Annotated in this window: 14 protein-coding genes, 1 tRNA gene and 1 pseudogene; 5 read left to right on the top strand and 11 right to left on the bottom strand. The window is 39.2% G+C overall.

What is annotated here, in order from left to right; genetic code table 11:
- Positions 1–100: 100 nt before the first annotated feature.
- The 5 genes from FN924_RS05040 to FN924_RS05020 form a co-directional block, all read right to left on the bottom strand.
- Positions 101–964: an amidase domain-containing protein gene (locus FN924_RS05040; RefSeq protein WP_143892346.1), complete on the bottom strand. Its 864-nt coding sequence runs from the start codon at positions 962–964 to the stop codon at positions 101–103.
- Between the two features lie 73 nt (positions 965–1,037).
- The gene (locus FN924_RS05035) at positions 1,038–1,571 is read right to left on the bottom strand and encodes a methylated-DNA--[protein]-cysteine S-methyltransferase (protein WP_143892345.1); all 534 of its coding nucleotides are present in this window, start codon (positions 1,569–1,571) and stop codon (positions 1,038–1,040) included.
- 84 nt (positions 1,572–1,655) lie between these two features.
- A complete protein-coding gene (gene queG, locus FN924_RS05030) occupies positions 1,656–2,792 on the bottom strand; it encodes a tRNA epoxyqueuosine(34) reductase QueG (RefSeq protein ID WP_143892344.1) in 1,137 nt (378 codons plus the stop codon).
- Between the two features lie 19 nt (positions 2,793–2,811).
- Positions 2,812–4,506 (bottom strand): ABC-ATPase domain-containing protein, encoded by a 1,695-nt coding sequence (locus FN924_RS05025; RefSeq protein WP_143892343.1) that lies wholly within the window; start codon positions 4,504–4,506, stop codon positions 2,812–2,814.
- 136 nt (positions 4,507–4,642) lie between these two features.
- A tRNA-Gly gene (locus FN924_RS05020) sits at positions 4,643–4,716 on the bottom strand.
- A gap of 302 nt (positions 4,717–5,018) precedes the next feature.
- Between FN924_RS05020 and dat the strand changes: the two genes are divergently transcribed.
- Together dat and FN924_RS05010 are read left to right on the top strand one after the other, a co-directional pair.
- Positions 5,019–5,888 (top strand): D-amino-acid transaminase, encoded by an 870-nt coding sequence (gene dat / locus FN924_RS05015; protein WP_143892342.1) that lies wholly within the window; start codon positions 5,019–5,021, stop codon positions 5,886–5,888.
- 154 nt (positions 5,889–6,042) lie between these two features.
- Positions 6,043–6,558, top strand: a complete 516-nt coding sequence (locus tag FN924_RS05010; RefSeq protein WP_143892341.1) for a DNA topology modulation protein — start codon at positions 6,043–6,045, stop codon at positions 6,556–6,558.
- A gap of 62 nt (positions 6,559–6,620) precedes the next feature.
- On the opposite strand, the gene FN924_RS05005 is transcribed toward FN924_RS05010, so the two are convergent.
- Positions 6,621–9,050 (bottom strand): bifunctional diguanylate cyclase/phosphodiesterase, encoded by a 2,430-nt coding sequence (locus FN924_RS05005; RefSeq protein WP_143892340.1) that lies wholly within the window; start codon positions 9,048–9,050, stop codon positions 6,621–6,623.
- Between the two features lie 75 nt (positions 9,051–9,125).
- The gene (locus FN924_RS05000) at positions 9,126–9,986 is read right to left on the bottom strand and encodes a DMT family transporter (RefSeq protein WP_143892339.1); all 861 of its coding nucleotides are present in this window, start codon (positions 9,984–9,986) and stop codon (positions 9,126–9,128) included.
- 147 nt (positions 9,987–10,133) lie between these two features.
- Here FN924_RS05000 and hpaB point away from each other — a divergent pair, with 147 nt between their 5' ends.
- Both hpaB and FN924_RS04990 read left to right on the top strand, forming a co-directional pair.
- Complete coding sequence (gene hpaB, locus FN924_RS04995; protein ID WP_143892338.1) at positions 10,134–11,567, top strand: 4-hydroxyphenylacetate 3-monooxygenase, oxygenase component; 1,434 nt, start codon at positions 10,134–10,136, stop codon at positions 11,565–11,567.
- Positions 11,568–11,649: 82 nt separating this feature from the next.
- A complete protein-coding gene (locus FN924_RS04990) occupies positions 11,650–12,057 on the top strand; it encodes an NUDIX hydrolase (protein ID WP_143892337.1) in 408 nt (135 codons plus the stop codon).
- A gap of 18 nt (positions 12,058–12,075) precedes the next feature.
- Here FN924_RS04990 and FN924_RS04985 read toward each other — a convergent pair whose 3' ends face one another.
- Complete coding sequence (locus FN924_RS04985) at positions 12,076–12,393, bottom strand: hypothetical protein (protein ID WP_228409574.1); 318 nt, start codon at positions 12,391–12,393, stop codon at positions 12,076–12,078.
- A 128-nt stretch (positions 12,394–12,521) separates the two neighbouring features.
- Here FN924_RS04985 and FN924_RS04980 point away from each other — a divergent pair, with 128 nt between their 5' ends.
- Entirely contained in the window at positions 12,522–13,364 is an 843-nt protein-coding gene (locus FN924_RS04980) for a pentapeptide repeat-containing protein (protein ID WP_143892336.1), read from the top strand.
- A gap of 247 nt (positions 13,365–13,611) precedes the next feature.
- On the opposite strand, the gene FN924_RS04975 is transcribed toward FN924_RS04980, so the two are convergent.
- The 3 genes and pseudogenes from FN924_RS04975 to FN924_RS04965 form a co-directional block, all read right to left on the bottom strand.
- Complete coding sequence (locus FN924_RS04975) at positions 13,612–13,956, bottom strand: NUDIX domain-containing protein (protein WP_143892335.1); 345 nt, start codon at positions 13,954–13,956, stop codon at positions 13,612–13,614.
- A gap of 267 nt (positions 13,957–14,223) precedes the next feature.
- Entirely contained in the window at positions 14,224–14,706 is a 483-nt protein-coding gene (locus FN924_RS04970) for a GNAT family N-acetyltransferase (protein WP_143892334.1), read from the bottom strand.
- A gap of 31 nt (positions 14,707–14,737) precedes the next feature.
- Positions 14,738–14,992, bottom strand: a pseudogene (locus FN924_RS04965) (DinB family protein); the annotation flags it as partial.
- Positions 14,993–15,026: the final 34 nt, after the last annotated feature.

Below are 15,026 nucleotides of genomic sequence, written 5' to 3'. Positions count from 1 at the left end.
GAAAATTTATGGATATCAGCGTTTTTTTCTGTATATCAGCGATTTTTTTCATATATCAGCGTTTATTTTTTTATCGGCGTTTTTCGGCACTATATCAGCGCTACTCGCCGATCCGAAAAAACTTATATTGGCAATCCTCTGTCCAAGCATAAGAATCCTCATACGACCAATAACGATGTCGGCTATTCGTAGTATGTGCATTTACAAGAGGCATGCCTCTTGTATCTTTAGCTACAACAATGGTGGTATGATTCCAGCGTCCATCCCCTTCAAAATCATAGCAAATCACGTCTCCGAGTAACAAATCTTCCGGTCGTTCTAATTCTTTTCCTTTCAGCCCCTGGTTGGAACCGGATAAATACCACCGGAAAGAATGGGCTACAGCCCAGCTGTAACTCCAGTTATCACCTGAATACCACCAGCCTTGTGAGCGGTTTGGCATACCACGCATCGGGGCTCCACCTGCATGAACGCATTGAGAAATATAATTCGTACAGTCTACGTCAAATGTTTTATATTCTGGATTATAATCATCCCACCAACGCTCCGCATATTGAACCGCTGCTCTTCGATCATAGGTGAAACGGGCTTGGTTTCGCATTTCAGAAGATTCAAAAGGTTCGATAGTAGGGGCTTCCTCGTCCCTTACATCAGCTACTTCTCGATCTTCAACGAGCTGACCCCTATAAAAAAGGGCTTGATGCTTCGATTGCTGCTCTTCATGATAAAAATAATCACCATGTCGAATTAAGAAGGTAACCTGAAGATTATAATCTATGTTGGATTCTTCTCCATTTCCTTCTGATTGGCGAAACATATTTCCTTTTCCTGTAATACGAACTACTTCGTTCCCTCTTTTTTCATGTAATTGAATTTTTCTTGTTACCCAATTTGGTTTATCTAGAGCCCTAAAATCACTAACCTGTTCTGTCCAGTACTTTTCAATTTGGTCTTTTAAATTCATGTTGGCCTCACTCCTCCACTTATCACCGTATGTGAGGACGAAAACAATTAGACCAAAAAAACACCAGCAATCCTTAGATTAGGTTTACTGGTGCATTCTCAAGCTTAAAGAAATATTCTTTTTTATCTACACCACCGTTATATCCAACGAGCGAGCCATTGCTCCCAATAACTCGGTGGCAAGGAATAATAATGGATAACGGATTTTTGTTGATTGCTCCACCTACTGCTCGAATTGCTTTTGAAGCATGTATGGCTTGTGCAATTTCTTTATAGGATTTAGTTTCCCCATATGGAATTTCCGTTAGCGCCTGCCATACGCTTTGTTGAAAAGACGTTCCAAACAAATTATAGGAAAGAGAAAAGTCCGAACGTTCTCCGTTCAAATAAGCTAGCAGCTGTTTTTCACAATCCTTGAAGATTCCATCTGAATCTTTCACCCATTGCGGATTGTGAAAATAATACTTCGACCAATTGGAGAACAAGGCTTCGTTATCTTGATAATCTCCAAAATCCACTCTACATAAAGCTTGATTTTTTCGAACGAAAGTCAACATTCCAACTGGTGTGTCTACTTCATCATAAAATAGAAAGGAACGTTTACTCATAAACAACTCCTCTTTATGCTTTACATATAGTGTACTAAAAATAACGGATTGGAAAAAGGCGTTTTCCACAAATTAGGCGAACCCCTATATCTTCACTTGAAAATGAAGCCCTTTTTCCATCTCCTGGATAACTTGTTCATCCTCTTCCTTTTCTTTTGCTTGCTCAATTGCTTCAAAAGCTTGATCCGTTCCAATCTTTCCAAGCGCCCATGCCGCGGTTCCTCGAATCACCGGACGAGGATCTTCCTTCATCACTCGTATTAGATCTTCTACTGCACCTTCTTCTTTGTAATGCGCAAGTGCAATAATTGCGTTTCGTTGAATAGGTTTCTTCCCACGCCAAGAACCAGAAATCTCGCCATACGTTTCTTTAAATTCCCGGTTAGACAGCTTTAATAACGGAATTAATCGCGGTTTTACTATCTCTGGATCCGGCTCCATTTCTGGGTGTAGATGAAAATCTTTTTTATGGTTTTTCGGGCAGACTAACTGACACGTATCACACCCATACAGACGATTTCCAATTTTACTTCGGTATTCATCTGGTAAGAAGTCCTTTGTTTGGGTTAAAAACGCAATACAACGCTGAGCATTTAATTGGCCACCAGTCACTAGTGCACCTGTAGGACAAGCATCGATACATTTTGTACACGTTCCGCAGCTATCCTCAATCGGTTCATCAGGCGGAATCGGTAAGTTCGTAATCATTTCACCAAGATACACGTATGACCCAAACTCTGGCGTTATTATCATGGAGTTTTTACCACTAAAACCTATGCCTGCGCGTTCAGCCACTGCACGGTCTGAAAGCTCCCCTGTATCGACCATCATTTTATGGTAAAAGCCTGGTACTCTCTTTTCCAGATAAGCTGCAAGCTGAGACAGCTTATCTCGCAATACATCATGATAATCGCGGCCCCATGACGCACGGCAAAATAATCCGCGACGGTCTCCCTTTACACTCTTTGGAGCATCCTTCATTCGGGAGGGATAGGCAAGTGCTATTGCAATGATCGATTGTGCTTCAGGCAAGAGGCGTTTAGGCTCTGTACGTTCTTCATTCGTACCTTTCTCAAACCCAGATTGATAGCCTAATTCTTGTTGTCGCTTTAATCGTTCTTTTAATTCGCTAAACACATCCACTGAAGCAAACCCGATTTTATCAATCCCTATCGATTTGCTATAGGCAATAATCTCTTCTTTTAGTTCGTCGTAATACATGCCATCCCTCCTTTCTTTTTTATATGTCTTTTACGTTCGCTTTCCGGATCCGATTAAAGGCAGCTGCGATTTCAAACCGTCTAGGTCTAGCTAAGTCTCCAGGGTGTTGGTCTGGAAATTTTGCAAACGCGTGTAATCCCTTTTCATTCATAAGTCGTTCCAGCTCATCTAGTAGTGCGGCTAAAGAAATATCCTTACTTTTTTTCGAGTGTTCTAGATATTTAATCATTTCTGCTATGGCACGAGTTTGGGAGGAGTCCACCAATTGTTCCACTCCACTTAAATCAAGGAGGTCACGATCTATAAGGACGGATTTCAAGCCTTTAGCTTGTACTTTTCCTTTTCGCCCTGTTGAGAAGCTACTCGGCAGAAAGGTTCGTCTAGGTAGATCTCCGAAATCTCCTGTTGTGATTTGCGCCGATGTAGGATATTTTGCAGCAATGCTTTTTGCCCGCTCTGTCACAAGCGCTGGCTTATAATTTTCCATCATAATAACATCATCCGCTACATCAAAGTAATCACCAGAACCACCCATCACTAGAATAGACGAAACGTTCTTTTGTTCTTTTAATTGCTTTACTTTATCAATAAACGGGGTGATTGGTTCTTTTTTATCGACTACTAATTCTTTCATTCTTTGATCCCGAATCATAAAATTAGTAGCGCTAGTATCTTCATCCATCAATAACGTAGTCGCACCCGCTTCTAACGCTTCGACCACATTCGCTGCTTGTGAGGTGCTGCCACTTGCATTTTCCGTTGAAAAAGCCTTCGTCGTTTGTTCATGTGGCAAATTATTGATAAACGGAGAGATGTTCACATGCTGAACCCCTCTGCCATCCTCTGCTCGAACCTTGACTGCGTCGGGATCTGTCAGCACATATTCACGGCCATCCCCTTTAATATGATGATACACGCCACGCTCAATGGCATTCAACAGGGTACTTTTACCATGATAGCCACCCCCGACAATCAATACGATCCCCTTTTCGATCGCCATTCCAGAAATCGGTTCATCACGATGCGGGATGGAGATCGAAACCCGTTTTTCTTCGGGACTATAAAAAGGAACCGCCTGATGCATCGGTCGATTACTTACTCCGCTTTTCCTCGGTAAAATCGCTCCATCTGCTACAAATACCATCCAGTTATTTTCTTTCATTTTTTCGCGAATCGTTTGGTGTTGGTCCGCTAATTGAACAACTTCTTCTATTTCGTGCTCTTTAATGGAAAAGACCGATTCCTTTAGAAGCTTGGGGAGTACGTCAAAAAATAGCTTTTCCGCTTCTCTTCCATTGATTCTACGCCCATTTGCAGGTAATCCTACCATTAAACAAATCGTCGTATGTTTCTCATCTATCGTAACAGCTGTTCGCTCCAGAATTTCTTGACCTGGTTTATCAATCGAAATCATACCACTTTTACCAGAGCCATTTACCGAAATATGATTCTGATGAATAGCATCTGCCACACTTCTAGCAATTTTATCCTCGGTATAGATTTTCCGATGCCTTTCACTCTTCCATTCCCGCTTAATCTTATAGTATTCGTCTGGAATAATAATTCTAATTTTAGAAGGAGATGCAAAAGGATCCCCTTGTACGTAGTCAATCATAAGCTCATATCGATGAAATTCATATTCACCTTGAATCGACTTATAGGCTTTGTAGCCTTTTCCATCTATTTGCTTGAAAAGTTGCTGAAGCTTTTTCACGATCAGACACCTCTTTTTTCAGTATCAATCACTAGAATACAATCTACAATCCTTGACTATCAAGCAATACATCGTTAAGACATTAAAAAACGCAATGCTTCGTTTTAAAACGAAACACTGCGTTGGTCCCAATGTTTGGAGCGGGTGAAGGGAATCGAACCCTCGACATCAGCTTGGAAGGCTGAGGTTTTACCACTAAACTACACCCGCATGTGATTAGCAATTATCGTTATGAAGCTTAGCTTGTTCCTCCAAGTCATGTTGTTTATTATAGCAACGAAAAAATAGTCTTTCAACCCAAAAATTACATTTTATTTAAAAAAACTTACATAGAGTTAACAAACTAGTGATATAGCAACCCATAATCCAATCTACCTAGTTCTTTCAATTGTAAAAATACAGGCATTAGCCTGTATTTCCTTGCTGTACTTTTATTAGTCCTGAGATACAAAAACAGAATATTTTGATATAATAGTAAACATTCCAATAATCTGATAAAGGAGGAAGTATGGATGACCGTTCACTCCTATGTTTTATCACAACAAGAGTTTGTAGACCGTCACAGTCTCACCTACCCCTTTGAAGAAAGAGGGCTACAATTTGGTGATGGGGTTTATGAAGTCATTCGGGTTTATAATGGAGACTATTATTTAAAGAAGGAGCACGTTGATCGACTTTTTCGTTCGGCCGAAGCGGTTAAAATAAAGCTTCCTTTTACCAAAGAAGAGCTTGATGCTAACCTTCGTCAATTATTATCTCAAAATAACGTAACAGACGATGCAAAGGTTTACTTACAAGCAACAAGAGGCTCTGCGACAAGGGATCACGCTTTCCCGACTGTGGAAGCTAATTTCTATGCATATGTGGAGGATTTACCTCGACCTGAAGATAAACTTCGAAACGGCGTATCCGCTATCCTTCGTCCTGATGAGCGGTGGCAAAATTGCTACATTAAAAGTTTGAACCTTTTACCAAATGTGTTGGCGAAACAAGAAGCAAAAGAGCACGGTGCTTACGAAGCAATTCTACATCGGGATGAAAAAGTAACAGAATGCAGCTCTTCCAACATATATATTGTGAAAAAAGGGACTGTTTATACGCATCCTGAAACAAACCAAATACTGCATGGTTGTGTGCGCGGACGAATCAAACAGCTGGCTTGTCAGGATAACATCCCATTTGTAGAGGCTGCTTTTTCTGTGGCTCAGTTAATGGATGCGGATGAGGTTTTTGTTACTAGTAGTACATCGGAAGTCATGCCAATTGTCCATATAGAAGATCAAAGGATTGGGGATGGAAAACCAGGACCAATCACTTGCAAGCTCCAACATGCCTATGCAGCAGATGCAAAAATTGCAGACTATTCCATGCTTCAATCGTGACAGAAGCGGTAGAGAATTCTCTATCGCTTTTTCTTATTTTAAAGTACAGCCTCCTTGATATAAAATTTCTTAAAAAGCCTGAAAAAAGACTAGATTTTCTTTGAGAAAGTGGTATGATATTAATTCCATATGACATATGAAAAGGGGGAAATCTATGAGGAAAATTATGATTATTGGAAGTGGCGGAGCTGGGAAATCCACACTTGCCAAACAATTAGGAAGTCTGCTACATATTCCGGTTTATCATTTAGATTCATTATTTTGGAAGCCAGGATGGGAAGCGGCTAACCGTGAAGAATGGGTCCAAAAACAGCTAGACTTAATGGAACAAGACCGTTGGATCCTAGACGGGAATTATGGTGCAACCATGGAAGTCCGACTACAAGCAGCTGATACGGTTATCTTCTTAGATTACTCCACCACACGTTGTCTCTACCGCATTGTGAAACGTCGTATTCAATATCACGGACGTACTCGACCTGACATGGGAGAGGGCTGTCCAGAGAAACTAGACCTCGATTTCATACGATGGGTTGCTCGCTTCAAGAAAGAAAAATCACCAGCAATTAAAGAACGATTGAAACAATCTTCAGAGATTAACATCATCCGATTATCTAAACCAAAACAAACGAAACAATTTCTCCAAGACTTACAACAGAATATTTCCTAATACATACATCTTCATATGACAAAAGGATACAAACCTCCCCCTGGAGAATTTGTATCCTTTTTTTAGTATTTTCGTTTCGCTAAAATATTCATTTTCCGCTGAGACGCTTCAATATCCTCTGGCAGCATGGGCTTACTAAATAAGAATCCTTGTCCAATTCTACAATGATTGCGAATTAAGAAATCGCGTTGATCCTCTAGTTCCACGCCTTCCGCGACAATCTTATCGGCTACATGATTCCCAATACTAATAATATCCTTCATGAGATTCGTAGCTTTATGATTTTCCATTAAATCCTTAATAAAGGATTGATCAATCTTTAATGTATCAATCGTTAAATCTTTAATAATATTTAACGATGAATAGCCTGTTCCAAAATCATCAATAGAAATTCGAATTCCTTCTTCCTTCAGTTGATTGATTACCTTAGAAGCCTCTCCAATATTCATCATAACCGTCTCGGTAATTTCTAGCTCTAAATCCGTTGGAGAGAGTCCTGTTTCGACTAACGTCTGTTTAACCAACCTCGAGAACCCTTTTTCTTTCATTTGTCTAGCTGATACATTAATGGAAATTGGTGCATGCAAAATACCCTTCTGCTGCCACACTTTGTTTTGCATGCAGGCTTGCTTCATGACCCATGCGCCAATATCTAGAATTAGCCCTGTTTCTTCCGCAATCGGTATAAACTCATTTGGCTGCACTTCTCCAAAAGGAGCCTTCCAACGAATTAAAGCCTCCATTCCTTCAGTTTGCCCTGTATTTAAATTAACTAACGGTTGATACACAAGATAAAACTCATCATTCTTCAGAGCTTTAGGAAGTGCGGTTTCAATTTTCATCTTACGAGAGACACGCTTATCCAATGAATTGGTATAAAATTGATAATCATTTCGTCCCTTTTCCTTCACCTGATACATCGCTAAGTCCGCTCGTTTTATGAGGGAATCTGGGTCTTTCCCACTAGTTGGATAAACGCTAATACCGATGCTTGGTGTTGTCACTGCTTCATAGCCATCCATCTGAATTGGAGAAGAAAATGCCGCTAACAGTCTCTTCGCTACTCGAATTGCTCCCTTGGCACTGGTCTCATGTAATAAAATAATAAACTCGTCTCCACCTTGCCTTGCTACTAAGTCTTCTTCTCGAAGCACACTGTTCATTCGGTTAGACATTTCTTTCAAAAACATATCTCCCACATGATGTCCAAGTGTATCGTTAATCTTCTTAAAGTTATCAAAGTCAAGAAACATAACGGAAAATCTACCATTCGTTGTCTCCGCTTGTTGTATAGCAGCTTCTAAATATTTTACTAGCATATATCTATTTGGAAGCTTTGTCAGTGCGTCGTAATAAGCAAGTGTGTTTAAGCGATTTTCTTTTGTTTTGTATTCTGTAATATCTATACTTACCCCATCAATTCGTATGACTTGTCCAGTTTCGTCCAGAATTGGAGTCATATTCGTACTTGCCCACCTTACGCTTTGTCCATCCGGTAAAACTCGATACTCCGTCTTGATACTTTCACCCTTTAACACACGATGATATTGGATAATAAACGATTGGATATCATCCTTGTGAATCGAATATCTCCACCTTTTTTTATCCTCATAGATGTCTTCAAAGGAAAGACCATGAATCTTTTCCACACCTTTTGAACAAAAGAGAACTTCTTGATTGACTACATCAAAAGAGAAAACATAGGAATCAATCGTATCGATTACACTTTGTATCAAATGGGTTTGCTGATGGATTTGTTTCTCTGCCTGTTTTATTTCCGTGATGTCCGTTACAATGCCGTTTACTTCCATTACTATGCCAGACTCATTCATAATTGGTGTAGCTTTGTCACGAATCCAACGAATTTCTCCATCTGTCCGGTAAATCCGATATTCGATATCTGTCTTTTGTCCAGACAAATATTGTTTCTCCGCCTCTTTCACAATTGGCTTATCTTCTGGGAAAATCGCACTCAACCAAAGAGTAGAGTCTGATTCAAACTCTATTCTTGTATAGCCATAAATTTTCGCATGCCCTTCGGACACGATGCATTTCCCTGTTTCTAGGTTATAGGTCCAGATGGTCGCATCTACACTATTAAATACTTTATTTAATTGTTCATTTTTCTCTTGAAGCATTCGATTGTTTTGTTTGATATGGTTTGAGAAGTGACCAACGGTAATGGCTAATGATACGTTTAAAACGAATGTCATTGTCAAAATACCTAACTTTGTAAACTCTTGGCCGGTTACTTGAGAAGCATACCATTCGTACGAAAAGTTAGGTATTGAAACAAGGAAAGAAAGAAGTAGTCCACCTTTAATACCCGTGAAAGAGGAAAACAATACAACGGAAACAGCGTTAATAAGCCATATCCATTCTGTCGTATTGTCCGTATTAGCTTCCATCACAATAGAAGCAAAATATAAATAAAAGAATAGTATCCATACATAATAAGGAACTTGTTTAAAACGTTTTAAGCAAGTTTTCATAAAAAGGATTCCTTTCCGTGTCTACTCTCTTATTTTATACTATTCAAAATTTATGGTAAATAATGAAAAATTGTTTTACAGTTTTCGAGATGTCCAATTCACCAGAAAAATCCCAACAAAAATAAACAAGCCCCCTACTATTACATACCATCTAATAGCTTCATCTAGTAAAGCCCATCCAGAAAGGACGCCGAAGAATGGAGCTAAAAATAAGAAGGCACTCGTCTTACCCGGGTCCCCAATTCTAAGTAAATAAAACCAACCGGCAAACTGTACAATTGAAGCCATAATTGCCAGCCACGCCAAAATAAAAATAGAAGCATAGTTTATGTCAAAGTGCGGATCCTCTAGAAGAAAGCTCCCTAGAAGTAACAGTACTCCCCCGCTTAGCATTTGATACGCGGTTAGCACCCAATTATCTACCGTCACTCCCCATGATTTTATGAGCAATGTTCCGATTGCCCAAGAAACTGCCGAAAGAAAGCCGAGAAGTGTACCTATTTTCCAGTCAACATGAGCACCAAACGTTATGAAAACACCAATAAAACCGAGAGCTACCCCAACCCATTGTCGAATCGAATATGTCAATTTTAGAAATAAGGTACCGAACACAACGACTAGCAAGGGATTAATAAAGGTCAGTATAGAAGATTCCCCCGCTGTAATGGTACGTAAACTGACAAATATACAGCCCATGACACCAGCTGTTTGAAACAACCCAATAACCGCTATTTTTATCCAAGTGCGCCAATCATTAGGATGTGGTCTTTTCCATACGTACACTACGATAGACATAATTACCCCAGCTATCGTAAAACGAAGCGCCACTAATAAGATCGGAGTTGCATATGCCAACCCCATTTTTCCAATCGCAAAAGATGAGCCCATAAGAGCCGTTGTTAATAAAACTAACAATCCAAAATGTACTTTTTTCATGGCCATCCCCTCTTCTTAATCCTTTGCATCATACCAAACTCCTTCCTTAATAAACAATGAATTTGCCCGGATTTGTTGGAACAGAATAGGCACTCGCTCAATATGATGATAGTACATTCTAGATGTCTATATGTAAGGAGTGGAAATATGCCTGCCATTAGTGGAAAAGAATTCATAGATCGAATAAACAAACAACAATCTGAGATATGGTTAGATGGCGAGAGAATCCAAGGGAAAATTTCGGAACATCCTGCCTTTAAAGGAATTTTACAGGAGAAAGCCAATTTATATAACGTACAATTGGAACAAGGGCTTACTTATCCTTCTCCCAAAACAGGAGATTCAGTAGGTCTTTCTTACCTGCAGCCGAAATCGAAAGAGGATTTGGCCAAAAGAAGAGAACTAATCGAAACATGGGCTAAATCTACTCACGGTCTGATGGGAAGAAGCCCTGACTATATGAATACCGTTCTAACTGCTTTTGCTTCTTCCGTTAAGTATTTGAAAGGAAAAAAAAATTGTTTTCCAAACCATATAACAAACTTATATGAACGAGCTAGAGAAGAGGACTTATCCTTCACCCATACATTTGTAAACCCTCAAGTGAATCGCTCTCAGCTTCATTTTGAAGACCCAGACGAACCCATTTCCGCGAGAATTATCGAAGAGAATGCAAAAGGAATCGTAATAAAAGGCGCGAGGCTTCTTGCCACGCAAGGTGGGTTAACCGATGAAGTGCTCGTTTTTTCTGCAGGAGGGATAATGGATCAAGCTCATTCCTTCGCCTTTTCGATTCCAAGTGACACAAAAGGATTGCGGTTTATTGGTCGTCCATCGTTTGTTGGTGGCTCTTCTATCTTTGATCACCCTTTAAGCACCCGCTATGACGAAATGGATACGATTCTCGTGTTTGATAACGTCCTCGTTCCGTGGGACAGAGTTTTCTTTTATCACAATTTAGAGGTTTCAAATTCCTTTATGATCAAGAGCTCTTTCCATCACTTTGCACTGCATCAGGTTGTAACAAGACAGATCGTAAAGCTTGAATTTGTACTTGGTATTGCAGAAATGATTGTACAGACGATTAACATTGGCGAATACCAGCATATTCAAGAGAAAATGTCCGAGATAATCACAGGGATAGAAACGATGAAGGGACTTTTATGTAAGTCAGAAATAGAAGCTGAATTAGATGATTGGGGGTATATGCGCCCAAACATCAATCCGCTTCGGGTCGCAAGTAATACTTTTCCTAGAATCTACCCACGCCTAACGGAAATCCTTCAATCATTGGGAGCAAGTGGAATGATTACTATCCCAAGCGAAAACGATTTTAACTCGGAGATTAAATATGACTTACACCAATATGTACAAGGAAAAAATGCAGACGCAGAAACGAGAGTGAAAGTATTTCGATTAGCGTGGGATCTAACGATGAGTGCATTTGGCACACGGGAAACGTTATATGAGCGATATTTCTTCGGGGACCCTGTTCGCCTCTCCAGTTTGTTGTATAAAACCTATCCAAAAGAAGAGCTTGTGCAGAATGTGAAAGAGTTTTTAGGGGATGCGCTTGAATAATCATTCAAGCGCTTTTTCATATGGTACATTGTAAAGTAAGGTCATAAAAAACCTATTATAGAATGAAAGGGTGGAGAAATACTTGACTATACCGAAACATATTGTGTCTGCAGCTGCAATCGTTCTTAACGAAAAAAATGAAATCCTATTAATAAAAGGTCCGAGACGTGGTTGGGAAATGCCGGGCGGACAAGTAGAAGAAGGCGAATCACTTGAAGAAGCTGTCGTACGAGAAACAAAAGAGGAATCTGGAATCGAAGTGGAAGTAATCAAATTTTGTGGAATCTATCAAAATGTTTCTAACTCTATTTGTAACACTCTTTTCCTTGCAAAACCAATGGGTGGTAAGCCAACTACTAGTTCAGAAAGTCTAGAAGTCGGCTATTTCTCTCTTGAACAAGCACAGAAAATGGTAACATGGGGGAATTTTAAACAGCGTATTACGTATTGTCTAGACGAAGATACTCAACCTTTTTTTGTGCCATTCTAGACCTTATAATAGGGTTCATCATTCACTATTCCCTTCACTTTTTTCGAGCACCTTGTATTTGAATTTAATTTTGTGATAAGGAATCAATATAGATGGATTATCAACCGGAGTAAATAATTCTATATTCTCCTGATCCTCATCAGGAGAGAACCACTTTCTCCCCCACTGGGAAATTACATCCCCTTTTATACCGGTCCTGATAACGCCCTGATTTCCTTTTCGTGTGAGAACTCCATTTCTTCTTTCAAACTCAAAATCCAATACATTATCATAACGCTTACGATAGGGTATATCCTCCACAATTTCCACACGATACAAATTCTTAGGCCGAAGCATCCTCATCCTCCTTTATCATTACATACGATTAAATATGTAATAAAGTTCTTTCTTTCATAATAAAATATAGGATTTTGCCTCGTTATGATTTACTATATATACAAAGATTTAATAAAGGAAGTGCAACGGTGTCTACTCAAATACATGAGATAAATCGAGAACGGCTACATGCCGATTGTTCCAATTGTTTCGGATTATGCTGTGTCGCTTTACCATTTACAGCCTCTACTGATTTTGCCAAGGACAAGCCTAGTGGAACCCCTTGTCAAAATCTACAATGTAATTTTCTTTGTACGATCCATGAACATTTACGAGAAGAAGGATACAGAGGATGTACGGTCTATGAATGCTTTGGAGCAGGTCAAAAAGTATCTCAATATACGTTTTCAGGTAAGGATTGGCGTACCCACCCGGAAGTGGCCGAGGATATGTTTGAGATTCTACCAATCATGCAACAACTACATGAGATGCTATGGTATTTAACAGAAGCGTTGTCTCTAAAGGTAACAACAACTATCCACCAGGAGTTAAAGGAAGCGATCGCAAAAACAGAAAAGCTTACTCTATTAGATGCAGATTCTTTACTACAGTTAGATATCAATGCTCACCGTTTCCAAATAAACCTTTTGCTAATAGAAGCTAGTAATCTTGTACGGCATCAGGCGAAAGAGATACACAAGTTAACACAAATTACCTATCAAGATAGAGGAGCCGACTTAATAGGAGCGAACTTAGCGAAAAAAGACTTAAAAGGGTCGAATTTTCGCGGTGCTTATTTAATTGCTGCAAACCTCCAAGATGCGGACTTAAGAGGATCTGATTTTATTGGAGCCGATATGCGGGATACCAATTTGAAAGGAGCTAATCTATTAGATAGTATTTTTCTCACACAGGATCAGCTGAATGCTGCTAATGGAGACAAGCACACGAAACTTCCACCTCTCCTTTCTTATCCTAAGCATTGGGATTAAAATGAAGTGCTTCTAACAACAAATAATTTCGAGGATTAATCTTTTATAATATACTCATACTCCCTGCAGCTTTGATTTATCAAGAGAAAAAAAGCACCTTGGATGTAAGGTGCTTTTTTTTCATTAGGTAACATTTCGTATAGAAAGATGCTGCAAATCTGTATAAAAACAAGGCTTCCCATTTTTGAAAAAAACTGAGATTAATTCGGGTACAGATCTTGATAAGACATTATGATTCTTTAATGCTTCAAAGGTTGGGAGGTTGGGGCAAGCCAATAAAAACGTAAGTGATTTTCCTTGGAATAAGGGGTAGGATACTGTTCTCTAGCTCTCTTTCATTTACATATACGAGAAACACATGAGAAATAGAATGATAGACTCTGCCATTATCCTCATAGCTATCTTCCATCACTCCCATGAACTGCTCAACTTTTATTTGTTTAAATCCTATTTCTTCAGCCAATTCTCTCTGTAACGCCATTTCACAACTTTCGCCTATTTCCACTCCTCCACCTGGTAAGAAAGAGTGTGCACCTTTAAGTTGAGCGATTAGAATCTTTTTCTTTGTATGGAATAACGGCTCTTGCCACATGTCGATATAGGATTTCCATAAAATCACTTCACGGTATGTAGTAGATGGAACATTTACTATAAAGGTTAATCTCTACTTTCCAACAATTTTACATACTTAACATATTCATACCCATAGAATCCTAAAGCAATAATTAGTAGGGTGACTGGGAAAAAGTATAACCCTGGGTGATACATAACGGAAAAAAGAGCTTTTATACCGTATAGGTAAGTAAATAAAAGAAAGGAAACGCATATTGCGATCGTACCTGAGAGTAAATTCATCGATTTAACACACCTTTAATTGTTTTTTAAGTTCTAACTCATCTCTAATTGGAATTCCTTCATCCCCAATAAGAGGAATTTCAGGTTTTATTTTACGGGCTTTTTCTACTGCGTTCGGGAAAAGATTTTGTAGGACATAGCCTCGTTTCTGGTAGAACTTTAACGCGAGAAGATTATCATTCGTTGTGATTAATCTGAGTTCGAGACAGCCTTTTTCCAAAGCAATTTTTTCAACTTCTTCAAGCAAGAGGGTCCCTATCCCCTTTTTAGGAACGATACTATCCAGAGAAATAATTTCACATAACTTGCCTTTTCTTACATACGTAATCAATCCTATTACTCTATTCTCATCAACTGCTGCAATACCGTCTAGTCTACTGCAGTCATAGACGCCACTAGAGATAACCATTTCCGGACTTCCCCATTGTTCTATAAAAAATGCGTGTAATACTTCTTGGGCTAGGTCATTCGTCGATAATAATTTCATGTCCAATTTCTCTCCGTTATTTGATAGTTAATTATTTCTTTAATATCCCTAAAAACTCATGCCACGGTCCAACATCATCTTGATACCTCTTCGCCATTACACGAACAATTTGCGAAATATGAGTCAGATCATGAACCGCCCATGTAGAGATTAATTCCCTCACTTTCACCGATCCAAAGGCAGGATGGTACCCTTTGTTTTCCAGGACTTCTTCTTTTGCTAGCTCCAAAAGCGTTGTCACATTCCGTTTTCTTAAAGACTGAAACTCTGCTAATTTCTCTTTCATGAAGTGACCCCAAAAAGTTAGACAGATAATTTTA

The sequence above is a fragment of the Radiobacillus deserti genome, from assembly GCF_007301515.1.
GTDB lineage: Bacteria > Bacillota > Bacilli > Bacillales > Amphibacillaceae > Radiobacillus > Radiobacillus deserti.
This window is presented reverse-complemented; position numbering and strand designations above follow the sequence as displayed.